This is a genomic window from Rhodococcus sp. IEGM 1305 (assembly GCF_030058635.1).
Lineage (GTDB): Bacteria > Actinomycetota > Actinomycetes > Mycobacteriales > Mycobacteriaceae > Rhodococcus_F > Rhodococcus_F opacus_D.
Genome location: NZ_JASHKX010000007.1, coordinates 209,866 through 233,220 on the forward strand (window position 1 = coordinate 209,866; position 23,355 = coordinate 233,220).

Consider the following 23,355-nt stretch of genomic DNA (forward strand, 5'->3'; position numbering starts at 1 on the left):
CCACTCAATCAGTACACGGGAACCCAGTTCGAACACCTCTTGTGGCTGTCGCCAACCGCGAGTGGATGGTTTGCGACTGTGTGTACTGGTGACTATGCGGTGATGAGACATGGCGAGGACGGGAAGTATTACAACGTCGGATCCACGGCTGTCGGTACCGAGGAGATCGAGATCGTTGCACCGCCCACACCCCTCGCGGTGAGTGGTGCTCTAGATTCGTCCGGACCTGAGCGGGCACCTTCGCGGGACATGTTCGCTGGATGGACGATCCGACACCATCAACCTGCTACGGCCAACATCGAAGCTGATCGTCAGTGTGACACTCGCATGCCTGACGCCCGTGAGGCCCGGCCGCAGCAAGTGAATCAGCCCCATGACGTCCCGTACCCGTCGCTTGCGCCGATTCCAGGCTGGCCGAGGAGCGACCAGGAATGACATCGGTGTCGGTGGGGGTGGTGGCTCCCGGGTACGGCTCGAACGGCATGGGGGCAAAAGGTGTTCGCTTGAACTTTGAGAGGAGTCGGCTTCCGATCCTTGCGGCCATCGTCTTGACTGTTGCAGGTTGCGGATCGAGTGGGACCAAGCCCTCAGCGTTCGAGTCGTCCTCGGCCTACTCGGTTCCCGGCAACATGGGTTTCAACTATCGGTGGTCCGCTGACCCTGGCATCGATCTGTACAGCCGGCAGGCGACGGTCATTCGTGCGTATGTGGAGTCCTACTACCTAGCGATCGACGCCAGCGCTCTCTCGGCCGCGTATCCGGGATTCGCCGAGGCGGTTCCCCAGCACAAGCGAGCCGACTTCGACCACCCCGTCGACCCGACCGACCGGCGATACGTCGGCACCCAGTTCCAACACTTGATGTGGATGACGAAGACCGAGCGCGGTTGGTTTGCCACAATCTGCACGGGCGACTACTCGGTGATGGAACTGGGTGAGGACGGGAAGTTCTACAACGTCGGGTCGAAGTATGTGAATGCGGAGACCGTGGAGGTGATCGCACCGAATGAGGTGTCCGCGACGTCGGCAAATTCCTCCGGACCGGAACGTGCGCCCACCATCAATGTCTTCGATGGTTGGACGCTGGCTGAGCACGTAAAAGGCGCGCGCGATCAGAACGCATACGCGGAGTGTGACTCGCGCATGCCCGATGCCAGGGATGTGCGACCGCAGAAGGCGAACCTCCCACACGACACCCCGTACCCGACGCTTGCTCCGTATCCGGGCTGGCCGCGTTACGACGAGAACTGACGGCCACGTCCGCCGTCGATGGAAGGGCACTGTCACCGCCGCCGTCGTCCGGTCATATCCTCGACGTCAGCCTCCGTGTTCGGTGGAGGCGTGGGCGAATGATCGGACGGTTGGTAGTGGACAGCAAATGTGACGTCGTGTACGCAGACGACCTCCGGGTGGGCGAGAGGTTCGAGCTGGGCTCGTACACGGTGACGGAGGAGGAACTGGTCGAGTTCGCGGGGCAGTGGGATCCGCAGTCGTTCCACATCGACCGTGAGTCTGCAGATGGTGGGTATTTCGGTGGGCTCATCGCGAGTGGTGTGCACACGATCGCGGTGTGCCAGCGACTGTCCGCGACCACTGTTTATGCAGGCTGGAGCGTTATTGCGGGGGTGCGGATGCGCGACGTCAACTTTCTCCGTCCGGTGAAGCCGGGTGATGTGCTCACCGGAAAGCTGGTCGTGGAGGATGTGGTGCCCGACGATCGCGGACGGGCCTTGGTGACCGTCGCGGCGGAGATTCTCAACGGATCCGGCAAGCAGGTCTTGACCTCGGTGACCGAGATGTACATGCGCTGCCGACCGGAAACCGACTGATCGTCGAAATTCTTGGACGAAACGCTACCTTCGAGGATTGTTTTCCGGGTTTCTGGGTACCGCCCCGAAAGGCCAGGTAACCAACGGAGGCAGTCATGAGAATGGGCAGGAGAGTGGCCGCGGTGGCAGTGTTCGCGGCTTCGATCGGATTGGGAGCATCCGGTGTCGCCTGGGGCGGCAGTCTCGACTCGGCGGTGCCGGTGCGTCGGCCGGACGTCATTCAACCGATGCCACCCGGCTTCCCGCAGAACGGTCCGATCGGATGCGACGACTGGGCGGAACCCTACGAGAACAATGTGCCGCAGTGGGGCACCGATCCGTACAACCAGTTCGACAACTGGTGCGACGGTCCCGAGGACGGCCTTTCCGCGCAGCAGCCGCCGGTCAATGACGAGCAGGGCCGGACGGTCAATCCCTGATTCGACGGTGAATGTTCGCACGAGGCATTGTGCCGTCGTGTAGCTCGGTCGTGAACTGAAACCGACCGTCCGTCAAATTTCATCCACGAAATTCGCCCTCCGAGGATTGTTTACGTTGTCTTTGGGTACAGCCCTTAGGCAGCGTAATTCACCTATGGGAGGCAACGATGAAGGTCGGCTCGAGATTGGCTGCGGTCGCTGTGTTCGCGGCCTCGATCGGTTTGGGAACATCCGGTGTCGCCTGGGGTGACGCGCTCGACTCGGCGGTCGTACCGGTGCGCGCACCGGACACGGTTGCACCACTGCCTCCTGGTGTTCCGCCGACCGGCCCGGCCGGCTGTGACGACTGGGCGGAACCCTACGAGAACAATGTGCCGCAGTGGGGCACCGATCCGTACAACCAGTACGACAATTGGTGCGACGGACCCGAGGACGGTCTGCCGCAACCGGCCACCTACAGCGGTGACGAGGGCGGAGGCGACTCGCCGAACGAGCCGTAAACCGACCGATCCGAATCAGCGCGCCCCGGGAGTCTCCGTTCCGGGGCGCGCTGATTCAGTTGCCGGAGGGCGGTTCGTGCAGTCCGAACGCGGAACCCTGATCGTCGTGGCACAGCTTGAACCGCCCGAATTTCGCCACCGACTCGGGGTCTTCGCCCAGGTCCACGGCATCGACGGTGCCGCCCAGCGCCAGCACCTGCTCGACCGCGGAATCGAGGTCGGGCACCCGGAAGAAGACGTACGGGCCGGCGCCCTCGTCGCCGCCGTGAATCCCGCCTGGGACGTTCGGTGTGTTGATCGAGTATCCCGACCCGCCGGGCCCGGATTCGAATTCCCAGCTGAACAACGCCGAGTAGAACTTTCGGCCCTGCTCGGTGTTGGCCACACCCAATTCGAAGAATGACAGTTCGCCCGACATGAGCACTCCTCCGTCGACAGTGTCCCCGTGAGGCTACGCCGAGATGCCGTCACGCATAAGGCTCGCGCGTAGACCGACCGCGCCGCAGGAGTATTGATCGCCGTGCTGCGGGTGGCGCCTCGGGTTCTTATACGGCGTCACTGCACGGCCGTCGGTAACGATCCGCTGCCTGCGGCCAAAGTTACGCATGGTGCGCCTGCCGTGATAGATACTGCACCGGTGATGCTGCCCAAACGAACCTGTTTTTCCGCCATATCGATGGTGATGCTCGCTGTCGCAGGCTTGCTGGTCGCCGCCCCGGGGAGCAGCGGCGCCGCACCGCTCGCCTGGCGAACCACGATGGTGGCGTTCAGCAACGTCAGCGACCGCGACCTGGATGTATACGAGTCGGAGGACGGCACGGGGTTCCAGCCCCTCCGACTGTCTGCGTATCGGCCTCCGTCAGGGGTGGTGCGTGACCCGAGCATCTTCCGGCACACGGACGGGTTCTACTACCTCACCTACACGACGGTCGACGGGGCGAACATCGGCTTCGCACGCAGCAGTGACCGCATGGACTGGAAGTTCCTTGGGGCCTGGCCGGTCCCGTTCTGCTGCGCCTTCCTGCCGGGCACGGGAGACGGAACGGGCTCAGCGAGCCCGCCGGGTTCCTCGGGGTCGGCCGGGTTCAGCGACGGACCGTCGCTGTCGCCGTTCACCACCAAGGCCTGGGCACCCGAATGGTTCGTGGACGGCGACCGGGTCAACGTCATCCTGTCGCTGTCGACCGGTGGAGGATTCGTGCCGTATCTGATGACGGCGCTGGAACCATCGCTCAGGTTGTGGAGCCCCCCTGTTCCGCTCGCCGGGATCGGCGCGGACCACATCGACACCACCGTGGTCAAGGTGGGATCGACCTATCATGCGTTTACCAAGAACGAGACGAAGAAGGTCGTCGAGCATGCGGTCGCGTCGTCCGTGACGGGACCCTATTCATTCGTCCCGCCTGGAAATTGGGGATCGCTGGTGGAGGGCCCAGCCCTGGTTCAGTTGCCGAGCGGCGCCTGGAGGATATATCTCGACGCCTACACCGAAGGAAAGTATTTCTATTCCGACAGCACGGATGAGCTGCGCACCTGGTCGCCCGTGCAAGAGCTTCCAGGCCTTTCCGGGACGGTGCGCCACTTCGGCGTGATGAGAGAGCCGGCATAACGACGACTCCACGACGCCGCCGTCGTCGATGACGGTCGCCGTCGCGGAGGTGGCTGCGATCGGAGTGGATCTCGGCTGTGTGGTGCCGGATTGGATGCCGTTGCTGCACAGTTCGTTCGGTGCATCGATTCGAAGCCTCCGGATGTCGGAAGGGTGAACCGGCTAACCGGTGTTGAGCGTGAACGTAACTCGTAGGTGAGTGGCGCAGCGTGCCGGGGTGCACATCGCCACTCACGTGCGGGGACCGTGCGTCAGGCCGCCAGCTCGTCGGCGATTTCGATGTCGATTTCCTGTTCGGTCATTCCGCCGAAGAGATGGTTGGTGAACATGTCAGCTCAGTTCTCGTAACGTGTGGTGGATCCCGGCACGGTCGGAGCTTCTCGTCCGACCTACTGGGTGTATCGCCCTCGGCGACGCTTCCGTTTCAGGTCCCCGCAGGTGAGTGGCAAAGTGTGTTCGGGCGCGCATTACCGCGCACGTAACGCTTAGGCTCGACTCGACCGTTCGTGTCCCGGAAACAGGAGATGAGTCGAGATGCCCGCAACCTTCGTTCTGCTGCCCGGCGCCGGCTCGGACTCGTGGTACTGGCACCGCGTCGCACCGATCCTGGAGGGGAGAGGGCACTCGGTGATCGCCGTCGACCTTCCGTACGGCGACGACGACGCGGGCCAGTACGAGTTCGCCGACGTCGTCGTGGATGCGGTCGAGGACGTCGAGGGTTCGATCGTGCTGGTCGCGCAGTCCATGTCCGCGTTCACCGCGGCGATCGTCTGTCAGCGCGGCGAGGTCGACGTGGACCTGCTGGTTCTCCTGGCACCGATGCTGCCCGCGCCGGGGGAGGCACCCGGGCAGTGGTGGGAGACCACCGGACAGGCCGAGGCCAAACGGGCGTTCGACGTGCTGGAGGGTCGCGATCCGGATGCGCCCGACGACCTGCGGGTGCTGTTCTTCCATGACGTGCCCGACGACGTCACCGAGGAGGCGTTCAGCCAGGAGGAGCCCGTCATGTCGAACACCCCGTTCGAGACGGTGTGGCAGGCGGACGCGTGGCCGCACGTGAAGACGCGGGTCGTCGCCGGGAGACGCGATCGGCTCTTCCCGCTCGACTTCATGCAGCGGATCGTCCGGGAGCGACTGGGCATCGCACCGGAGGTCATCGACACCGGCCATCTGGCGGCACTCGCGCGCCCCGGCGAACTTGCTGCCATGCTGGAGCGCTACGCGTCCGAACTGTAGGGCATGTACATCCGACGAGAAGGAGAGCAATCGATGGCGTTGTCGGTATCGGGCGAGTTCGAGATCGAGGCGCCCCAGGAGCAGGTGATGGCTGCGCTGGCGGACGTCGAACGCATCCCCGAGTGGTCGGTGGTGCACAAGAAGGTGGTCGTCGAGTCCCGATTCGACGACGGACGCCCCCGCACCGTGCGGATGACGCTCGCCGTCCTCGGTGTCGCGGACACGCAGCTGGCCGAGCACAAGTGGCTCGGGGACGAGCAGATGTCGTGGACGCTCCTCGAGAGCGAGAAGCAGAAGTGCCAGGAGGGGGAGTATCGGCTGACGCCCACCCCGCGCGGGACGTCGGTGCACCTCACGATGTCGGTCGAGCCGAAGGTGTGGGTGCCGAAGTCCGTGCTGCGTCAGGGGCAGAAGCAGGCCGTGCGACTGATCCGTAAGGGATTCACCAAGTTCGTTCTCGAGAACTACGTCTGAGTCGGGGTCCGCGCGTGCTGCGCGGACACCCGCCAGACGCTCTACCCGAACAATGTCGCGAAGGCCTCATTGATGCCGTCTCGATCGAACGATGTCGGGTCGAGTTGCTGATCGGGGCGCAGACCCAGCCAGTCCCGAATCTCCGAGTGTTCCTGGTGGTGTGGATCCGCGCTGGCTTCGATCATGTTCGCCCAGCCCCACGGGCCGCCGGAGTCTTCGTACGGCGCCATATTGCGCCCGTCGAGGCATAGCGCGGCAGGGGAGTCGGGAGCGGGGTTGTCGACCGATTCTACGACGATGTGATGGATCCAGTCGTCACCGAAGTCGTACAGGTAGGTGAGACGGTCGCCGACCGAGCTGAGCAGCGAACCGACGGGGACCTCTTCCTCCGCGACGGCGGGGCTTACGAGGTCGCGGTGCGCGAAGTCTTCATTCGGAATGAATACTCTGCCGCCTGAGTACGCGGGCCCGGCAGAGAACTCGTGTAGATGGCAATCTTCCCAGTCAAACGCGGACTGGATGATGTCGTGGAGAGCGGAGAGTGGTAGTGAGGCGTCGAGTCGAACGCGGCGCCAAACAGGAATGTGGTTGCCTTCCAATGAAATCCGCAATGTAATGTGCGAATCCACCATGTCGGATAGTGCGTACTCGGTCTCTGCGCCAGCGAGTTGGACGGCACGAAGAACGGCAGGCTGCAGCGCGGCCGGAACCCGGTATACGTCATCCTTGGTCAGCCACTTCTGTTCCACCAGCCTGTCCAGTCGGTCATAGACGAAGGCATCCAGGAGCGATTGCTCGTCGCCGGATGGCGCGGCTTCCGAGTCGGCGACAGGCGGCTCCGATGTCATCCCCGCCAAGATCACCTGCGTCACGACCACATCGGTCAATTGCGTGAGGTCGAATGGGTGATCTTGCGTCGATACGAGTTGGCTGCGGACGAATTCGGTGACAGCTGCACGAATCAACGGCAGCGCCCGGGTCGTCCGGTCGGCGATCAGCTCCGCGTTCGGTCCGCGGACCGCGCGTGTGGAGTTGACCGTGATGAGGCCGATCTCTTCCGCGGTTTCCCAGTACGTCATCATTTCGGGCACGTCGCGCATCGAGCGGATTCGCCGCGCACGCGGAAACCCCTCCGAGTCGAGGTCGAGATCGACACCCAACGCGTGAGCGAGCCCGGGGACAGAGGCGGGTTTGGGCACTTTGGTCGAGGTGACGGCCGCACCCTTCCCGACCCAGTCCACGAGTGCGATGAGGGAGGCGATCAGCGGAAGGGAGGTGAGTGCGCGTAGTTCGTCCTTCTCGTCCACGGCGGGTAGTGCGATGTCTTCGGGAAGGACGACGGGTGGTTGCGGCTCGACGAAATGGATGAGGTCCTCGATGCAATGTATGAGGTTCTCTTCGGTGCCGGTCCACAGCCGATTTTCGTCGAGAAAGTTGAGGAACGTCAGTGCCGAGGCGACAATCGTCAATGCGATGTCATCCATCTCCTCGGAATAATCTGCGGATAGTTCGTCAGCGGCATCGAGGAGGGTATGCGCGTCCGCGGGGATCCAGCCGGTGGCACGGAAACCGGGGTGGGCGTGCGCGAGGTTCGTGAGTGTCGACTCCACAAGGTGTGCGAAGAGTTCCGCGTCCTCGGTCAGATCGCCCCTGCGCAGCCACTGAACGAAGCTGTCGATAAGCGCGGGGTCGACGGCGGAGGTGGGAAACAGCGGTGCGACTGTTGAGCGGTTCCTTCGTTGGCGTGCCTGCTGTTTTGCCGCACGCTTCTGGCCCGGATTTCTACTCCGCTTCGATCCCATGGCGAGATGATAACGCGACCGAGATCAGGTGCCTGGGCGCCGCCGGATCGGAGTTGATCGGACAGCGGGGCGGCTCATGTGCAGGGGCATTAGGCTGACCTGCGGCAGAAACTGTGAGCGAGGGGACAGATGACGGTCGAGCAGAGCAGCCCCACCACACTTCGGCGACTGTCGGCGCGGTTGGCCCTGATCCGCGACGACACCGACGACGACAAGCTGTCGGCCGGTTTCCTCCTCGTCGCCACGATCCTGGCGTTGGTGTGGGCCAACATCGGTGATTCGTACGAGTCGTTCTGGCACACGCCGGTGACCATCCAGATCAGCGACTACGGCATCAGCCTCGACCTGAAGCACTGGGTCAACGACGGGTTGATGACGCTGTTCTTCTTCGTCGTGGGGCTCGAGGTGAAACGTGAGCTGACGATCGGCGAACTCACCGATCGCGCCCGTGCCGCCGTCCCACTTCTCGCCGCGATCGCGGGTCTGGCGCTGCCCGCCGTCCTGTTCCTGATCCTCAACCCCAGCGGGGACGAGGCCGGTGCGTGGGGCGTCGTCGTCTCCACCGACACGGCGTTCGTGCTGGGCGCACTGGCACTCGTCGGACCCCGATGCCCCGCCCGGTTGCGCGTGTTCCTCCTGACCCTGGCCGTCGCCGACGACATCGGTGCCCTGGCCATCATCGCCTTCTTCTACACCGACAACCTCCGGCTCGGACCGCTGCTCCTCGGGTGCGTCGGGTTGCTGCTGATCATCCAGTTGCGCAAGCTCGAGGTGTGGCGTGGCGTCGCCTACTTCATCGTCGCGGCGGGCACGTGGGTCGCGTTCTACGAGTCCGGCGTCCACCCCACCCTCGTCGGCGTGCTGATCGCGCTGATCCTGCCCGTGTATCCGCCGCGGCGCAGCGAGGTGGAGCGGGCGGGTGAACTCACGCGCGCGTTCCGGCAGTCACCCAACTCCGACTACGCCCGCGCCGCCCAACTCGGTGTGCTGCGCGCGGTGTCCGTCAACGAGCGGCTTCTGCGCTTCTACCAGCCCTACACGGCGTTCCTCGTCGTCCCGATCTTCGCGCTCGCCAATGCCGGCGTGGTCATCACCGGGCAGACCCTCGCGGACGCGGCCCGGTCTCCGCTGGCGTGGGGCATCGTGCTCGGCCTGGTGGTCGGCAAGCTCGTCGGCATCACGGCTGCCACGGCTCTGTTCTCGAAGCTGCGGCCCGGCAGCCTGCCGCCCGGGCTGACGCTGTCCCAGATCGCCGGTGGCAGCGCGCTGGCCGGTATCGGCTTCACGATCTCGTTGTTCATCGTGGACCTGGCCATCGATTCACCCGAGCTCGCCAACGACGCTCGGGTGGGTGTCCTGACGGCGGCGGTCATCGCCACCGTCCTCGGTTGGGCTCTGTTCCGGCTGTCGGACTGGGTGCACCCGCCGACGGAGGCCGTCGGGCTCACCCTGCTCCGGCCCGTCGACCCCGGCCGCGATCACCTGCGCGGGCCGGTGGATGCGCCGCTCACCCTCGTCGAGTACGGCGACTTCGAGTGCCCGTTCTGCAGCAAGGCCACCGGCAGCATCCGGGACGTACGGGCGCATTTCGGGGACGAGCTCCGCTACGTCTTCCGGCATCTCCCCCTCGACGCCGTGCATCCGCACGCGCGTTTCGCCGCCCAGGCGAGCGAAGCGGCGGCCGCGCAGGGACGGTTCTGGGAGATGCACGATCACCTGTTCGCCAACAGCGACGCCCTCGCCGAGGACGAGATCTTCGGTTACGCCGCCGAGCTGGGGCTCGACATGGACCGGTTCGAGGAAGACATCCGTAGGGGCACCTACGTTCACCGCATCGACGACGACGAACTCGACGCCGAGTCGAGCGATTTCCGGGTGACCCCCACGTTCTACCTCGGCGCGACGGGCACCGACCTCGCCCGGCACAGCGGCCCCTACGACGCCGCCACCCTCATCCGGCAGCTCGAAGAGGCGCGCGACGCCGACGGCGCACCCTGATCAACCTTTCGAACGCTGCACCGCCTGGATCGCGGCCGGCGTGACGGGGTCGACGTCGTCGGCGAAGTCGTCGTGCTTCTTCAGGTAACCGGCGACGAACGGGCAGATCGGCACGATCCGCTTGCCGTCCCCGACGGTCTCGGTGAGCGCGCTGCGGATCAGGGTGGTGGCGAGGCCACGCCCGCCGAACTGCTCACCGATCTCGGTGTGGAAGAAGATCCGTTGATTCTCGTCGTCGAGGTACTCGGTGAACCCGGCCAGTTCACCATCCACGCGGACCTCGAATCGGTGGTGTTCGGGGGCGTTCCGGACGTCGGGTGCGGGGCCGTCTTTCGTGTCGTCTGTCATGGACCCACTATGCCGCGCGGCGGGGTTCCGACTGCGCGCCGGGTGTTCCCGGACGTCGTGGAGGTGGAGGATCGAAGGAGTTCAGCAATCCGAGAGGGGACGCAACCGTCATGACCGACTACGGCAGGGCCGTGCAGTTCGGGGCGTTCGTGACCCCGTCGGTGGAGTTGCTGGCCAACACGTTCGAACTCGCCGCCCTCGCCGACGAGACCGGGCTCGACCTGATCGGCGTGCAAGATCACCCGTACCAGGCGAAATTCCTCGACTGCTGGTCGCTGATGGGCGCGCTGCTGGCCCGGACCGAGCGGGTGCGCGTGTTTCCCGACGTCGCATGCCTGCCGCTTCGCCCGCCGGCGACGATGGCGAAAGCCGCGGCCAGCCTCGACCTGATGTCGGGAGGCCGATTCGAACTGGCGTTGGGTGCCGGCGCGTTCTGGGAGGCGATCGGGGCGATGGGCGGTGACGTGCGCACGCCCGGTCAGGCCGCGACGGCGTTGGAGGAGGCGGTCGAGGTGATCCGCCTGATGTGGTCCGGTGAGCGTGCCGTGTATTCCCAGGGTGAGCACTATCGCCTCGCGGGCGTGCATCCCGGACCGGTCCCGGCGCACAGGATCGGGATCTGGCTGGGCGTCGGCGGCCCCAGGCTGCTGCGGGCGCTGGGACGCTCGGCGGACGGGTGGGTCCCGTCGAGCTCGTACTTCCCGCCCGACGTCCTGCCCGGCATGCACGCGCGGATCGACGCGGGTGCGGCGGATGCGGGCCGGGACCCGAGCTCGATCGTCCGCGCCTACAACGTGTTCGGCCGGGTGAGCGATACACCGTCGGACACGTTGTTCCACGGAACCGCCGAGCAGTGGGTGAGCCAGCTGACGGAAATCGCGGTGGAGGCTGGCATGGACACGTTCATCTTCGGCACCGACGGCGACGATCTCGCCCAGGTCCGTAGATTCGCGACCGACGTAGCGCCCGCAGTTCGGGCCGCCGTGGATGAGCACCGTGGCACGGGTGCGCAAGCATGAGCGAACCGCGGCTCCTCCTCATCGGCAGGCGCCAGTCCACGCTGGACGTGTTGAAGGAAGAACTGACCCGGTTCGGGCGGGACGTCGTGGCATCCAACGACCGCGAATTGATCCGGCAGGCACTCCTGGACGGAAACGTCGACCTCGTCGTGATCGGCGGCGGCCTCGACGATCCCGCCCGGGATGCCATGCGGGACTTCGTTCTCGGCGTCAAACCGGACGTCCCCGTGCACCTGCTGCCCCGCACGGCCGGAGCGAGCCCGGCGTCGGTCATCCCGTTCGCCAACGAACAGATCGTGCTGTTCAAGGTTCACGCAGCGGCTGGCGACGAAGACGCGCAGTCCGACTAGGTCAGTTGCCGTCCTTGTCCTTGTCCTTGTCCTTGGGCTTGTCGTTCCCGTTGCCGTTGTTGCCGTTGTTGTTTCCCGGTCCAGTCTTCGGTGCCGGGGCGCCGGTCGGTGGGGGCGGCGCAACCGGGTTGACCTCGACCGCGCTGCTCGGGACGGAGACGGGTGCCGGGGCGGGGACGACGGCGGTGGTGCTCGGCCCGGGACCGACCGTGCCGTCCCGATTCTGAGACGCGATGGCCAGCGCCGCCACGACCACGGCCACCAGCACGGCGGCGATCGCGGCGATGATCAGGCCGGTCCGCCGTGGTCGCCGGGGCTCGGGCGGTAGCTGAGGGACGGAGGTGGTGGGTGTGAATGCTCTCGTCGGCGGCGGATGTGGGCCGGGCGCTCCGAGGACGGCGTCCCGCATCGCCTGGGCGTCGGCGTACCGCTGCTGCGGGTCGCGGGTCATTGCCCGTTCGATCGTGTCGACGAGGTTCGGATCGGCGTCCGGGCGGGCTTCGCGCAGCGGTCGGGCCGCACCGTCGGTGATCGCGCGGGCAAGCGACAGGATGTTGTCGCCGGCGAACGGCCGGTGCCCGGCGAGGGCTTCGTAGCCGACGACGCCGACGGCGTAGAGGTCGTCGGCGGTCGTGGCGGGTGTGCCCAGGATGCGGTCCGGGCTGAGGTAGGCCACGGTGCCCAGCACCTGTCCCGTCGCTGTGTGGTCGGATGCGGCGCTCTTCGCGATGCCGAAGTCGGCGACCTTCACCGTGCCCGCGGCGGTGAACAGCACGTTTCCCGGTTTGATGTCGCGGTGCAGGATCCCGGCTTCGTGGGCGGCGCCGAGGGCGGCGAGCACGTCGGCGAGGATCGACTGCACCCGCGCGTCCGGTACGGGACCGGCGGCGATCTCGTCGGCGAGGGTCCGCCCGGGCAGGCGCTCCATCACGATGTACGCCACCCCGGCGTCCTCGCCGCAGTCGTGTACCGCGACCACGTTCGGGTGATTCAACGTGGCGGCCAGCCGGGCCTCGGCCTCGAACCGGCGGCGTGTGTCGGGGACGGAGGTGAGCTCCGGGCGCAGCACTTTGATCGCGACGGGTCGCTGCAGGCGCAGGTCCCATCCGTCGTGGACATCGGCCATTCCGCCGCGCCCCAGCACTCCCCGCAACTCGTACCGACCTGCGAGAACTGCGGACACCGACATGCGCTCACGCTATCGTCAGCTCTTGTGCCGGACACCGCTGCCTCCCACCTACCATGACGCCATGACCGCTTCAGGTAAACGCCGACACCTGTCCGTCGTTCCCGACGCGCCGGTGATCGTCCGGCCGTCCGAGCGGCCGGGTCGCCGAGACGTCGCGAGTTTCCACCTGCGGATCGAACTCGACGACGTGTCGCCGACCATCTGGCGGCAGTTCGTCGTGCCCTCGAACCTGCGCCTGAACGAGCTGCATCCGATCGTGCAGACAGTCATGGGCTGGCAGGACAGCCACCTGCATTCGTGGGTCGGCGGTGAGCCGCCCGCCTCCGAGCGGTACGAGATGCGCGAGAGCATCGACGAGGGCTTCGCCGACGAGGACGACGAGCTGTGCGAGGACGCGGTCCGGCTCGATCAGGTTCTGGCCGAACCCGGCGAGCTCCTGTCCTATCAATACGACTTCGGCGACGGCTGGGACCATACGATCGTCCTCGAACGGATCGAGGCCGACGGGCCCGCGCCGACGGTGACCTGCCTCGCCGGCGCCCGCGCCTGCCCACCAGAGGATTGCGGCGGACCGGGCGGATACGCCGACCTGCTGACGGTCCTGGCCACGCCGTCGCACCCCGGCCACCACGACGCCGGGGCGTGGGTCGGGCCCGGCTTCGCGCCCGAATCGTTCGGCGTCGACGCCGTGAACCGTAACCTGCGGATCGAAGTCGTGATCCGTGACCACTGGCCGGTGACGGATTCGAAGTTCGCCGACCTGCTGCGACGAATACCCCATCAGGCTGCCCCGCATGTCTTTTCGCTTCTCGAGCATGCCCAGCTCACCACGCGGAAGGGTGATTTTCCTGCGGCCCAGGAAGCGGCGACGCTGCATCTGCGGTGGTTGCTGCAGCGCATCGGATCCGACGGCATCACGCTGACTCAGGCGGGCTACCTGCCCCCGGCCGTGGTGGCGGAGATGCGGCAGGCGTTACCGGGCTTCGACGACTGGCCCGCCACCAGCAACCGCGAGACGGACCAACGGCCGGTCCACCTGCTCCGCGAGTACGCCAAGACACTCGGACTGGTGCGCAAGTACAAGGGAAAACTCGTTCGAACCAATCTCGGAACGGCGATGGCGGACAACGCGACACAGATGTGGCGTCACCTGCTCGAACGCCTGCCGCTGGGCACCGAACAGATCGAGCGGGAGGCCGGATACCTCGTGCTTCTCACACTCGCCGCAGGCACGTCGTCGGATGAACGCAGGGACGCGATCGCCGAGGGACTCGCCGCCCTCGGCTGGCAGACCAGCGACGGCACGATCGTCGGCCGGGAAGAAGTCTTCTGGATGGGACGTCCCACGATCTCGTTCCTCGAACTCATCGGCGCAATGGTCGAGGGCTACGTCCAACGCGACCAGCCCATGGATCCCGAATGGGGTCGGCTCCTCGCTCAGATGGTGCTGTCGATGTAGGTCGGCAACGTCGTGACAGCACCGGACTACGCCCGAACCTTCTTGGGCGCAGTTGCTTTCGGCCCACATGGCACTCACGCGGTGGCGATGGCTCCAGGCAGTCGCCGGACGATCACGCAAACGACACTCTTCGACGCAGAACGATTTCGGGCCACATGTGTCGGAATCTTCTGCTTTGATACGTCCATGCAATAGTCGGTCGCGAGCGAGGGAGGTTGACGACGATGGTCGATTCCACCGAGGTGCCCGAGGTTTCGTGGGCGGGAATGGTCGAGTGGTTGACGGGTTCGCTGGTCGATCAACCGGTCGCGCTCATCGTCGAGATCGGCCCGAACAGCTACGTCAGTGAGGACGACGACGAGGAAGTCGTCTGCGCGCAGATTCAGGTACTGGCCGACGGTGTGTTGATGCTCCGACGATCACGCGTCGAACTCGGGCACCTGCTGCTCGCCGACTATTCCGCCAAGCACTTGACCCTCGACAGGTGGCATTTCGACGGCCACTTCGAAGACTGCACGGACGGCTATCTCTTCAGCCGTGACGTGAACCTGATCGCGAACACCTGCGTGGCCTGGTTCCGGGACAATTGGGGAACGCGGTCCACCAGCGAACTCGGATGCTCGTATCGATTCCCCGACGAGTTGATACCGTCTGTCGACGCCGACGACGTGTTCTGACCTTCAGCGCGGCCGAACTCGAGGATTCGAGGGTCCCGGTACGACGATTCCGGCACACTGGTTCCATGAGCAGTCCGCCGCGTCGTCGGTGGGTGTTGCATGTCGATCTCGACCAGTTCATCGCCGCGGTCGAGGTGCTACGGCATCCTGAGCTGCGGGGACGTCCGGTCGTCGTGGGCGGCCGCGGGGATCCCACCGAGCGCGCGGTGGTATCGACGGCGTCGTATGAGGCGCGTGAGTTCGGTGTCGGTTCCGGAATGCCGATGCGGATCGCGGCACGGAAGATCCCCGACGCGGTGTTCCTGCCCGTCGACGCCGAGGCCTACACCGAGGTGTCGGGCATCGTGATGGACACTCTGCGCAAACTGGACGTCGTCGTCGAGGTGATGGGCTGGGACGAGGCATTTCTGGGTGTCGAGACCGACGACCCGGAGGCCTTCGCGCGAACCGTGCACGACGCCGTCCTCGACGCGACCGGGCTGCACTGCTCAGTCGGTATCGGCGACAACAAGTTACGAGCCAAGATCGCGACGGACTTCGGCAAACCGCAGGGCATCTACCGGCTGACGGAGGAGAATTGGTTCGCCGTCATGGGGGCGCGCCCCACCGACGCGCTGTGGGGGATCGGCAAGAAGACAGCGAAGAAGCTTGCCGCGCTGGGCATCAGCACCGTGCAGGAACTCGCCGACGCCTCGGATCAGGAATTGGCCGCGACCCTCGGTCCGAACATGGGTCCGTGGTACGCCAGGATCGGTCGCGGCATCGATCTCTCCCCGGTCTCGGCGGAACCCTGGGTGGCCCGGTCGCACAGCCGGGAGACGACGTTCCAGCAGAACCTCTCAGGCAGGGAGGCCGTCACCGAAGAGATCCGTCGTCTCGCCGCCCGGGTCCGGGAGGACATCCTCGCGGAGAACCGCCAGGCGGTGCGAGTGGCGTTGAAGGTGCGCTACGCCCCGTTCGACACCCACACGACGAGCAAACCACTGCCGGAGCCGACATTCGATCCGGACGTGATCGCCGATGCGGCAGCAGCATTGGTCGACAGGCTCGACCACGACCGGGAAGTGCGACTCCTCGGCGTGCGGCTGGAAATGACCCCGCCCACGTGAGTGGCAAAGTGTGCTCGGGCACGCTTTGCCACTCACGTGTCAGCGGCGGGCGAAGACTGCGGGTTCGCTGTCGGGGACCTGGGCGACGAGGTCGCGGGCGACGAGGTGTCGAAGGTGAGCCGCCGCCTCGGACAGCGCCATGCCCTTGCCCATGGGGGAGATGTCGGCCCACGGCTTATACCACTTCATGCGCTCGGCCACCTGCCACACGGTGATCTGGTCGTCGCCGAAAGCCTTGTACAGGTGGTCGAGTCGCTCCTCGTGGTGCTCGATCAGCTCGCCGGCGCGGCCCGCGACGTCGTCGATCGGGATGCCGTGGGCGCCGAGTCCCCGGGTGATGTCCATGGTCTGCACGCGGCGCAGCGAGTCCATGAACTCTGCCAGGCCGTCGCGCTCCTCGAGCGGGTACACGAAATTGCCGACGTGTGGCGTCGTCTTCTGCAGGACGTGGTCGCCGGTGAACATCGCGTCGGCGTCTTCCAGGTAGAAGCAGACGTGGCCGGGAGTGTGGCCGGGGGTGTAGACGGCGCGCAGGTTACGGCCGGCGAGGGCAATGAGTTCGTCGTCGACGAGAACACGATCGGGCGCCGACTCGGGACCCGCCGGCGGCTTCCCGCTCGTTGCCTTCTCGAATGCCTCGAGGTCTGCCGGGGCGGCGCCGGCCCGCGTCATGTTCTCCTTCTGGAAATCCAACCACTCGGGTCCGTGACCGGTCGACATGTGCTCGAACATCCCGTGATCGGATTCGTGCATCGCGATCCACGCACCGGACGCCTCCCGGACTCGCCCGCACAGACCGGTGTGGTCGGGGTGGAAGTGCGTGAGTACGACGCCTTCCACATCCTTGACCGAGTGCCCGATGGCCTCGAGACCGGAGGTGAGGCCGTTCCAGGCGTTGTCGTCGTCCCAGCCGGCGTCGACGAGGATCAGACCGCCGGGGGATTCCATCGCGTACACCAGGGTGTGACCGAGGGGATTGTCGGTGATCGGGACCGGAATCTGGAAGATCCCGTCGCCGATGGGTGCTGCGTCGTTCATATGCATACCTCGTTGCCTAGATGAACAAATTAGTTCTACTCACCTTCATACTGACCTTTCGGCGCGGATTGCGATACCGCGGGTCCCGATTAGCGGAACGGCATAGCCCGTGACCTGGTGCTTTCGCGCAAAAGCCGACCGGGAGACCGGAAGGCCCACTGGATGCCGGACGCTATGGAATGCTCCACTCGGACCAGCTTTCACGTGCTCGCATTGCGACAGGAGACTGCTTTGACCACAACCCTCGTTCGATCACGCCGCCGGTGGTACACGACCGGAATGTGTGGCCTCGCCGTAGTGGGTGCCTCGGGGCTGCTCGCCCCCAGCGTCGCGGTTGCCGCGCCGGCGGCGTTGCCTGCCGGCTGTGTGCAGGGCGCAGGCAGCCAGGTTACCTGCACGTTCACATTCACTGGCAGTGCGCAGTCGTTCACGGTTCCCGAGGGCATTACCAGCCTGGCGGTGACGGCAACGGGTGGTCGTGGCGGAAACAGTCAAACCATCCTCGGCGGCGCCGCGGCCGTCGCAACCGGACAGCTGACGGTCGCCGCCGGTGACGCGTTATACATCCAGGTCGGCGGAAACGGTGGCGACGGCGACGGCGAAGCCGGATACAACGGCGGCGGAGCGGGCGGCACCGGCGCGAGTGGCGGAGGCGGCGCCTCCGACGTTCGCACCGGGACGGGTGAGCTGGCGGATCGTCAGATCGTCTCCGCGGGCGGAGGCGGCGCGGGTGACACCTATATCGGTGGCGCAGGCAACCTGATGGGACCTGCTGGCGGACCCGGCGGCGGGGGCGGCGGTGGTGGCGGCGGCACGGACGTCGCTGGTGGTGTCGGAGGCAACGGTGGCACTGACCCGCACGGTTCGCCAGGGGAGGCCGGTGTCGGTGGTGCCGCTGCAGGCAAGAGCGGTGGCGGTGGTGGCGGCTGGTTCGGCGGCGGAGGTGGCGCCGAGAACTACGGCGGCGGCGGAGGCGGTGGCGGATCGTCCTACGCGCCCGGCGGAACCTTCAGCGTCGCTGGGGTGGATGCTGTTTCGTCGGTAGTCATCACATACGGGGCCGGATCGGGAACAGGGTCACTCGGAAACCTCTTCGGCAGCAGCTGATCTCGACTCCCACGCTGGAGTCGTCGACACGGGCCGCGAAGTGGCACACGAAATCGGCAGCAGCCCCGAACTTTCGTCCGGGGCTGCTGCCGATCGTGTCGTCAGACTGCGACAGCCACCGGCGCAGAGGCGGTGGCGGATTCGTAAATCGCTTCGATGCGGCGCCGAGTCTCGTCGGGGTCGGACTTCATCGCGAGGACGAGTTCGGAAATGACGAGCTGCATTGCGTGCTCGAGCTGCCGCTTCTCGCCGGCCGACAGTGGCTTGACCTGCGAACGCGTCATCAGATCGCGGATGACTTCACTCACCGTGAAGATTCCGCCCACGGTCAGCTTTTCCTGGTTGGCCTTGAATCGCCGAGACCAGTTCGACGGGTCGTCGACCGTCGGACCGCGCAAGATGTCGAAAACTCGACCGACTTCGTCGTTGTTGATCGCATTCCGCACGCCGATGGTTTCGGCTTTCGCTACCGGAATCTCGATGGACAGCCCGTTCTGGGCGACTTCGAACTGTACGTATTCGGTGGGCAAATCGTTGAACATCCGGGTCGTGAGCTTTGTGACAGTCACCGACCCATGGTGTGGGTACAGAAAAATATCACCGATATTGAGATTCATAGATTACCTACCCTTCCCCAACATTATGGCACACGCTGCCATATTGACAACCGGTGACCACGTGAGGACCATCGCGGGGGTGTGCTCCGACCGATAACGAAGGCCCTTGATGACCAGACCCGAAGTGTTCTCCGTGTCGCCTGACCTGCCCGCCGGCCCGCTGGGGCTGCGGGAGCGGCGCCGCGAGCAGACGAATGTCGAGATCAGCGAGACCGCACTCACGTTGTTTGAGTACAAGGGTGTCGAGGGCACGACCGTCGGTGAGATCGCGCAGGCTGCGGGAGTGTCGCAGCGAACCTTCTTCCGATATTTCGCTACCAAGGAAGAGGCCGCGCTCCGGGATCACTGGGCCTTCGAGGCGGTCTTGGCTGGAGGACTCGACGAGCTCGACTCGGAGGTCTCACCGAGGCTCGCGCTGGAAAGGGCCTTCGCTGCTGCTCTGACGGTGTACTCGGACAGTTTATCGATCGCCTGCCGGCGATTGCTGCGGGTGAACCGACTCATCAAGACGGAGCCGGCGCTGCGGGCCGAGCTGGCGCGCGAGAGTGTGAGGCGAACCGCGGCGCTTGTCGATGTGGTGTCGAAGAGGTTCGACTGCGCCGACTTGCAGATTCGGCTGGCGGTCGATGTGTCGATCGCCGTGCTCCGGGCGGCGTTGGAAACGTGGGTGGACCAATCGTCCACCGATGAGACGGCGAGCCTGCCCGAAATCTATTCCTTGGCAAGGGGACTCGCGCAGGCGTGATCGGAGGCGGTCCGCAGGCGCCGGCTCAGCCGGCGAGGAAGCTGAACCGGACGTGCCGCACCGGGTTGTCGACGTTGGTGTCGACGAGGCACACGGATTGCCAGGTGCCTGTCGCGAGTGCTCCGTCGAAGACGGGCACGGACGCGTAGGGCGGCAGGAACGCCGGCAGCACGTGGTCGCGACCGTGCCCATGGCTGCCGTGGCGGTGGATCCACCGGTCGTCGCGCGGAAGCACTTCGTCGATCGCCCGCAGGAGGTCGTCGTCGCTTCCGGCGCCGGTCTCGATGACGACGAGTCCAGCAGTGGCATGCGGCACCCATACATGCAACAGGCCGTCACCGGCGCCTGCTGAGGCGAGGAACTTCTCGATCTCACGGGTCAGGTCGTGCACCACCGGCTCAGCGCCGGTCCGCACCTCGATCTCGGTACTGAACATAGTTCCGACGGTAGCGCCATGCCCCGTGACAGTCGATCGGAACGTGTGCGGCCTTCGCCGACGCGGCTGTGCCAGTCGGTGACATGTCCCGGTGGCTACCCGAAGACTGCACCCAATACGTGACCTATTCCTGCCACGATCGGAATCGCCAACAACGCACAGAGCGGCGTCAGCAGCCCGATGAGTACTCCAAACGCGATGCGCCGATAGATCTGGCCGGCAACAAAGAACGCAATCATGATGACGAGCCCGACAACAAGAGCGGCCCATGCCCAGGCCGGTGTGCCCGAATCGGTCGACGGATTCACGATTCCGACGACAAGGAGCACGAGCGTAATCGCCATTGACAGATAGGTGGCCGCACCGAACCAGGTGTCAGTCTTCTCAGTCACCGAGCCACCGCATACTGTGCATCGATGTTGATCGCGAAGTGAATCGCCGCGAACTCCACGCCGACTATCGCCGCGGTGACAATGCCCAGTGCAAGTCCACGCCGGGCCGCCGATCCGCTCGCGAACAGCGCGACCGCAACCAGAATGCTGATGACAGCTTCGGTGCCGATGGCGGCGAACTCGACGGCAACCTCGGCCGGGTCGCCGGGGAAGAGAGCACTCACGATGGGAGCGACCACAAAGAATCCTGCGACGACGAGTGCGAGCCACGACGGAGTGCCTAGAGTTGCACCTCTCCAATAGCCGGGGCCGGTTGTTGTGGCCCTCCTCAACACATTCATCAACATTCGACTCGCCTCCTGGTCACTTCACGCGCGGCGGATTGTCGGTGCTGCCCAGGGACGTGCTGGGAAGATCGGACACGGTGGGAGGGATGCGCCCAGCCCATTCCTGAACGTGCTGAAACTGTTCCAGCGCACGTTCGCCGCTGCCGATGTCATGGTCGGTCCAGAGGTTGAGCGCCGGACCCCATGGTTGACCCGAGGCCGCGGGATCCACGGCTACCGTGTGCGTCGCGCCAGTGGGATCGTCTTGGTACACCTCGAAAGACGGATAGTCGGCGCGCGTTCCATTCACCGTCACGCCAGTGGAACCGGGCATCCCAGGCTGCCCCTGCCCTGGCGTGATCACCACATCGCCGTGCACGGTGGGCATTGCATCGCCTGGTGCTTCGAATGGTCCGACTTTCGGATGGAAGGGGTTCGCTGCTTCATACTTCAGACGCACTGATCCGTCGTCCGCCGGCCACACCTCGGCGTCCGGAGACCCGACCTTCACTTCACCGTTGGTATCGACCGACGGGTTCTGCCGCATGACGACGATGCCGTTCTCATAGTCGACATATGTGGTTACTCTGCTGTTTTCGGGATCGAAATCGGGACTGTTCGGTCGATTGTCTCCCAGGTCGTAGTACGGCCGGTTGAACGCCGAGTACTGCTCGATGAAGCTACTCGTCCGAACGACCCCCTGGCCCGGTACCGGATCGATGTGCACAACCTTGATTTCCGGCTGCACTCCTTGGTACTTCTCTGTGTAGCTGTTCGGATTCAGCACGGTGGCGGTTTGCCAGTCACTTGGCGAGAGCGGGTATCGCCCGAACATGTCATTGAACGCTTCAGCCGAAACTTGATCGCGGGCTTCCTGCGTGCCGACAACATGTTCTGCGCCCGAGGGATCGAGTCCCTCCGGTAGTTGGTTTCCGCACGCCCGGATCTCGACGGCGGCGTCGCGAATCTTCTTCGCGGTGTCATCCGCGACCACCATGAGCTCCCGCAACGCGGCAGCGATAGAGGATGAATGTTGCTCAGCCTTAGCGGTATCGCCGACAACGGACCAGTCATCGGCCACAGCGCAATGGTCGGCCTCGGCCTCAGCCGTTCTGGTGTTGACAACAGTCAGATGAGAAACAAGATTGTTCGCACCTTGATCGAGCACATCAACGAGCTCCAAGATCTCGCGTGATGTCCGTGCACCGATATCGCAGTCGGTTCCGATCCGGTCGTATGCCGCGTCGTACGATTCGCCGTGCCAGTGACTTCCCGCATTCTGGATCCCCGAGCGCATACGATCGAGCTGACCTGCGTAGTCGGCGTCCCCGACGCGCAGGCGCGCGGCGACATCGAGGAGTGCAGCCGGCTTCCATCGTTCGATCTGGCTGCGCGTCGGCATCAGGGCCGAGCTCCGATTGCGTTCAGCTGTGATCGGAAGTCGTCCTCCGAAACTTCGAACTCGTGCGCGTTCCCGGTCGCGACAACCGCGATTCGCCTCGCTCGCTGCGCCATTCGCAGATACGCGCCTTCGATGAACTCGCCCGCCTCGTCGAGTGCAGCAGGGACATCGCAGCCAGGCATGAAGTCGCCTACCGTGTTGATCGAGCCACGGACTTCGATGTCATCGATCGTTTCGCCTACGTCATACATCGATGAAGCGAGCACGCGCAGTTCTGTTGGATCGACCTTCACGATGTGTCCCCCCGAAGTGTCCCCTCACCTCACGCTATCTGGATCCCCTCGATCCGACTCCGCAAGGCCGCGAAGAGTATATTCGACGCCCAACTCCGGCGCCGACTGCGGGTGGACGCGGCACCTGGTTACGAGTACACGTGCGCGCCGTCAGCATGAGGCGCCAGGTCTGCCGCCGCAGGCGCCATTACTTGCGGCCGGCCGCCCACTTCATGCCCCAGCTGTAGGTCTTGTCGAGATCGGCCTGGCTGCCTTCGATGTACTTCACCTCGCGGGTCACGGTGATGCCCTGTCCGGTGTTCTGCAGCATCGCGATGGCGCAGATGCGAGCGGAGCTGTTCGAGGAGTCCAGTCGCACCTCCACCTCGGGTCCGCTGGTGGGGTAGAGGGTGACGACACCGTCCACGGCTGCCCAGTTGGGTGCGCCGTCGTAGATCATCGCGAAGATGAGGATGCGCTTGAACATCTCCGGTCGGTCGAGGTTGATGTGCATGTTTTCGCCGCCGGTCACGGTGCCGGTGCGGTCGTCGGCGTCAAGCTGGATGAACGGCGGGTCCTGCAGCGATCCGAAGGTGTTGCCGAGTGCCTGGACCACACCCTTCGACCCGTCGGCCAGTTCGTAGAGGCAGCCGAGGTCAAGGTCGATGCCGTTGCTACCGCCCGCGGCGGCCGCGAGCTTCGCGAAGAAGCCGGTCTTCTTCGGTTGCGGTGTCGCGCCCGTCGACCAGTTGAGGTTGACCCGCATCGCACCCTGCCGCTCACCCGACTTCGTCAGGCTGACCGATGGCGCGGCCTCCGACAAGGTCACCTTGCTCAGGTTGACTCCGCCCTGCGGTGCGGCCGGAGTGGAGGGGCGTCGGGTGTAGTCGATGGCCACAGGGGGAACCTTCCGATTGACTGAGCGCGTCAGACCGTTGTCCGATTTGCACGATTTCGGTCCAGAGTAGCGGTAGTCGCGTGGTCGGCCTTCAGCCCGACCACG

Annotated in this window: 27 protein-coding genes; 15 read left to right on the forward strand and 12 right to left on the reverse strand. The window is 65.2% G+C overall.

Annotation, left to right across the window (positions count from 1 at the left end):
- The first annotated feature begins 431 nt into the window (after window positions 1-431).
- From QM693_RS14735 to QM693_RS14750, 4 genes are all read left to right on the forward strand, one after another.
- Window positions 432-1,250: a hypothetical protein gene (locus tag QM693_RS14735; protein WP_283352711.1), complete on the forward strand. Its 819-nt coding sequence runs from the start codon at window positions 432-434 to the stop codon at window positions 1,248-1,250.
- A gap of 98 nt (window positions 1,251-1,348) precedes the next feature.
- Window positions 1,349-1,828: a MaoC/PaaZ C-terminal domain-containing protein gene (locus QM693_RS14740; protein WP_283352712.1), complete on the forward strand. Its 480-nt coding sequence runs from the start codon at window positions 1,349-1,351 to the stop codon at window positions 1,826-1,828.
- A 95-nt stretch (window positions 1,829-1,923) separates the two neighbouring features.
- On the forward strand, window positions 1,924-2,247 hold the full coding sequence (locus QM693_RS14745) for a hypothetical protein (RefSeq protein ID WP_283352713.1): 324 nt from the start codon (window positions 1,924-1,926) through the stop codon (window positions 2,245-2,247).
- A 167-nt stretch (window positions 2,248-2,414) separates the two neighbouring features.
- A complete protein-coding gene (locus QM693_RS14750) occupies window positions 2,415-2,747 on the forward strand; it encodes a hypothetical protein (protein WP_105413529.1) in 333 nt (110 codons plus the stop codon).
- Between the two features lie 55 nt (window positions 2,748-2,802).
- Here the strand turns inward: QM693_RS14750 and QM693_RS14755 are convergent, their stop codons facing one another.
- The gene (locus QM693_RS14755; RefSeq protein ID WP_283352714.1) at window positions 2,803-3,165 is read right to left on the reverse strand and encodes a VOC family protein; all 363 of its coding nucleotides are present in this window, start codon (window positions 3,163-3,165) and stop codon (window positions 2,803-2,805) included.
- Window positions 3,166-3,387: 222 nt separating this feature from the next.
- On the opposite strand from QM693_RS14755, the gene QM693_RS14760 reads away from it, so the two are divergent.
- From QM693_RS14760 to QM693_RS14770, 3 genes are all read left to right on the forward strand, one after another.
- Entirely contained in the window at window positions 3,388-4,356 is a 969-nt protein-coding gene (locus QM693_RS14760) for a glycoside hydrolase family protein (protein ID WP_283352749.1), read from the forward strand.
- 534 nt (window positions 4,357-4,890) lie between these two features.
- Complete coding sequence (locus QM693_RS14765) at window positions 4,891-5,592, forward strand: alpha/beta fold hydrolase (protein WP_283352715.1); 702 nt, start codon at window positions 4,891-4,893, stop codon at window positions 5,590-5,592.
- 33 nt (window positions 5,593-5,625) lie between these two features.
- Window positions 5,626-6,066, forward strand: a complete 441-nt coding sequence (locus QM693_RS14770; RefSeq protein ID WP_005252560.1) for an SRPBCC family protein — start codon at window positions 5,626-5,628, stop codon at window positions 6,064-6,066.
- 41 nt (window positions 6,067-6,107) lie between these two features.
- On the opposite strand, the gene QM693_RS14775 is transcribed toward QM693_RS14770, so the two are convergent.
- Window positions 6,108-7,868 (reverse strand): plasmid pRiA4b ORF-3 family protein, encoded by a 1,761-nt coding sequence (locus QM693_RS14775; RefSeq protein WP_283352716.1) that lies wholly within the window; start codon window positions 7,866-7,868, stop codon window positions 6,108-6,110.
- Between the two features lie 129 nt (window positions 7,869-7,997).
- On the opposite strand from QM693_RS14775, the gene nhaA reads away from it, so the two are divergent.
- Complete coding sequence (gene nhaA, locus QM693_RS14780; RefSeq protein ID WP_283352717.1) at window positions 7,998-9,866, forward strand: Na+/H+ antiporter NhaA; 1,869 nt, start codon at window positions 7,998-8,000, stop codon at window positions 9,864-9,866.
- Here the strand turns inward: nhaA and QM693_RS14785 are convergent, their stop codons facing one another.
- Window positions 9,867-10,214, reverse strand: a complete 348-nt coding sequence (locus tag QM693_RS14785) for a GNAT family N-acetyltransferase (RefSeq protein WP_283331243.1) — start codon at window positions 10,212-10,214, stop codon at window positions 9,867-9,869.
- 110 nt (window positions 10,215-10,324) lie between these two features.
- Between QM693_RS14785 and QM693_RS14790 the strand changes: the two genes are divergently transcribed.
- Both QM693_RS14790 and QM693_RS14795 read left to right on the forward strand, forming a co-directional pair.
- On the forward strand, window positions 10,325-11,233 hold the full coding sequence (locus QM693_RS14790) for an LLM class flavin-dependent oxidoreductase (protein ID WP_283352718.1): 909 nt from the start codon (window positions 10,325-10,327) through the stop codon (window positions 11,231-11,233).
- On the forward strand, window positions 11,230-11,583 hold the full coding sequence (locus QM693_RS14795) for a hypothetical protein (RefSeq protein WP_283352719.1): 354 nt from the start codon (window positions 11,230-11,232) through the stop codon (window positions 11,581-11,583). Before QM693_RS14790 ends, QM693_RS14795 begins: the two co-directional genes overlap by 4 nt.
- Window position 11,584: 1 nt before the next feature.
- Here QM693_RS14795 and QM693_RS14800 read toward each other — a convergent pair whose 3' ends face one another.
- On the reverse strand, window positions 11,585-12,772 hold the full coding sequence (locus QM693_RS14800; protein WP_283352720.1) for a serine/threonine-protein kinase: 1,188 nt from the start codon (window positions 12,770-12,772) through the stop codon (window positions 11,585-11,587).
- Between the two features lie 61 nt (window positions 12,773-12,833).
- On the opposite strand from QM693_RS14800, the gene QM693_RS14805 reads away from it, so the two are divergent.
- The 3 genes from QM693_RS14805 to QM693_RS14815 all read left to right on the forward strand — a co-directional run bounded on the left by QM693_RS14805 (window position 12,834) and on the right by QM693_RS14815 (window position 16,017).
- Window positions 12,834-14,231 (forward strand): plasmid pRiA4b ORF-3 family protein, encoded by a 1,398-nt coding sequence (locus QM693_RS14805; protein ID WP_283352721.1) that lies wholly within the window; start codon window positions 12,834-12,836, stop codon window positions 14,229-14,231.
- Between the two features lie 224 nt (window positions 14,232-14,455).
- Complete coding sequence (locus QM693_RS14810; protein WP_061044442.1) at window positions 14,456-14,908, forward strand: hypothetical protein; 453 nt, start codon at window positions 14,456-14,458, stop codon at window positions 14,906-14,908.
- A 65-nt stretch (window positions 14,909-14,973) separates the two neighbouring features.
- On the forward strand, window positions 14,974-16,017 hold the full coding sequence (locus QM693_RS14815) for a DNA polymerase IV (protein WP_283352722.1): 1,044 nt from the start codon (window positions 14,974-14,976) through the stop codon (window positions 16,015-16,017).
- 39 nt (window positions 16,018-16,056) lie between these two features.
- Here the strand turns inward: QM693_RS14815 and QM693_RS14820 are convergent, their stop codons facing one another.
- Window positions 16,057-17,055, reverse strand: a complete 999-nt coding sequence (locus tag QM693_RS14820; RefSeq protein WP_283352723.1) for an MBL fold metallo-hydrolase — start codon at window positions 17,053-17,055, stop codon at window positions 16,057-16,059.
- A gap of 231 nt (window positions 17,056-17,286) precedes the next feature.
- Here QM693_RS14820 and QM693_RS14825 point away from each other — a divergent pair, with 231 nt between their 5' ends.
- Complete coding sequence (locus tag QM693_RS14825) at window positions 17,287-18,162, forward strand: glycine-rich protein (RefSeq protein WP_283352724.1); 876 nt, start codon at window positions 17,287-17,289, stop codon at window positions 18,160-18,162.
- Window positions 18,163-18,263: 101 nt separating this feature from the next.
- Here the strand turns inward: QM693_RS14825 and QM693_RS14830 are convergent, their stop codons facing one another.
- Entirely contained in the window at window positions 18,264-18,779 is a 516-nt protein-coding gene (locus QM693_RS14830; protein WP_283352725.1) for a CarD family transcriptional regulator, read from the reverse strand.
- A 133-nt stretch (window positions 18,780-18,912) separates the two neighbouring features.
- Here QM693_RS14830 and QM693_RS14835 point away from each other — a divergent pair, with 133 nt between their 5' ends.
- The gene (locus QM693_RS14835; protein WP_283352726.1) at window positions 18,913-19,524 is read left to right on the forward strand and encodes a TetR family transcriptional regulator; all 612 of its coding nucleotides are present in this window, start codon (window positions 18,913-18,915) and stop codon (window positions 19,522-19,524) included.
- A 25-nt stretch (window positions 19,525-19,549) separates the two neighbouring features.
- Here the strand turns inward: QM693_RS14835 and QM693_RS14840 are convergent, their stop codons facing one another.
- The 6 genes from QM693_RS14840 to QM693_RS14865 all read right to left on the reverse strand — a co-directional run bounded on the left by QM693_RS14840 (window position 19,550) and on the right by QM693_RS14865 (window position 23,250).
- Window positions 19,550-19,960 carry a secondary thiamine-phosphate synthase enzyme YjbQ gene (locus QM693_RS14840; protein ID WP_007300478.1) on the reverse strand — a complete coding sequence of 137 codons (411 nt, stop codon included), beginning with the start codon at window positions 19,958-19,960 and terminating at the stop codon, window positions 19,550-19,552.
- Between the two features lie 95 nt (window positions 19,961-20,055).
- Window positions 20,056-20,352 carry a hypothetical protein gene (locus QM693_RS14845; protein WP_269590944.1) on the reverse strand — a complete coding sequence of 99 codons (297 nt, stop codon included), beginning with the start codon at window positions 20,350-20,352 and terminating at the stop codon, window positions 20,056-20,058.
- The gene (locus tag QM693_RS14850; protein ID WP_247250490.1) at window positions 20,349-20,699 is read right to left on the reverse strand and encodes a hypothetical protein; all 351 of its coding nucleotides are present in this window, start codon (window positions 20,697-20,699) and stop codon (window positions 20,349-20,351) included. Before QM693_RS14850 ends, QM693_RS14845 begins: the two co-directional genes overlap by 4 nt.
- A 16-nt stretch (window positions 20,700-20,715) precedes the next feature.
- Window positions 20,716-22,080 (reverse strand): WXG100 family type VII secretion target, encoded by a 1,365-nt coding sequence (locus tag QM693_RS14855; protein ID WP_283352727.1) that lies wholly within the window; start codon window positions 22,078-22,080, stop codon window positions 20,716-20,718.
- On the reverse strand, window positions 22,080-22,373 hold the full coding sequence (locus QM693_RS14860; protein ID WP_247250488.1) for a hypothetical protein: 294 nt from the start codon (window positions 22,371-22,373) through the stop codon (window positions 22,080-22,082). Before QM693_RS14860 ends, QM693_RS14855 begins: the two co-directional genes overlap by 1 nt.
- 187 nt (window positions 22,374-22,560) lie before the next feature.
- Window positions 22,561-23,250, reverse strand: a complete 690-nt coding sequence (locus tag QM693_RS14865; RefSeq protein ID WP_283352728.1) for a TerD family protein — start codon at window positions 23,248-23,250, stop codon at window positions 22,561-22,563.
- Window positions 23,251-23,355 lie beyond the last annotated feature (105 nt).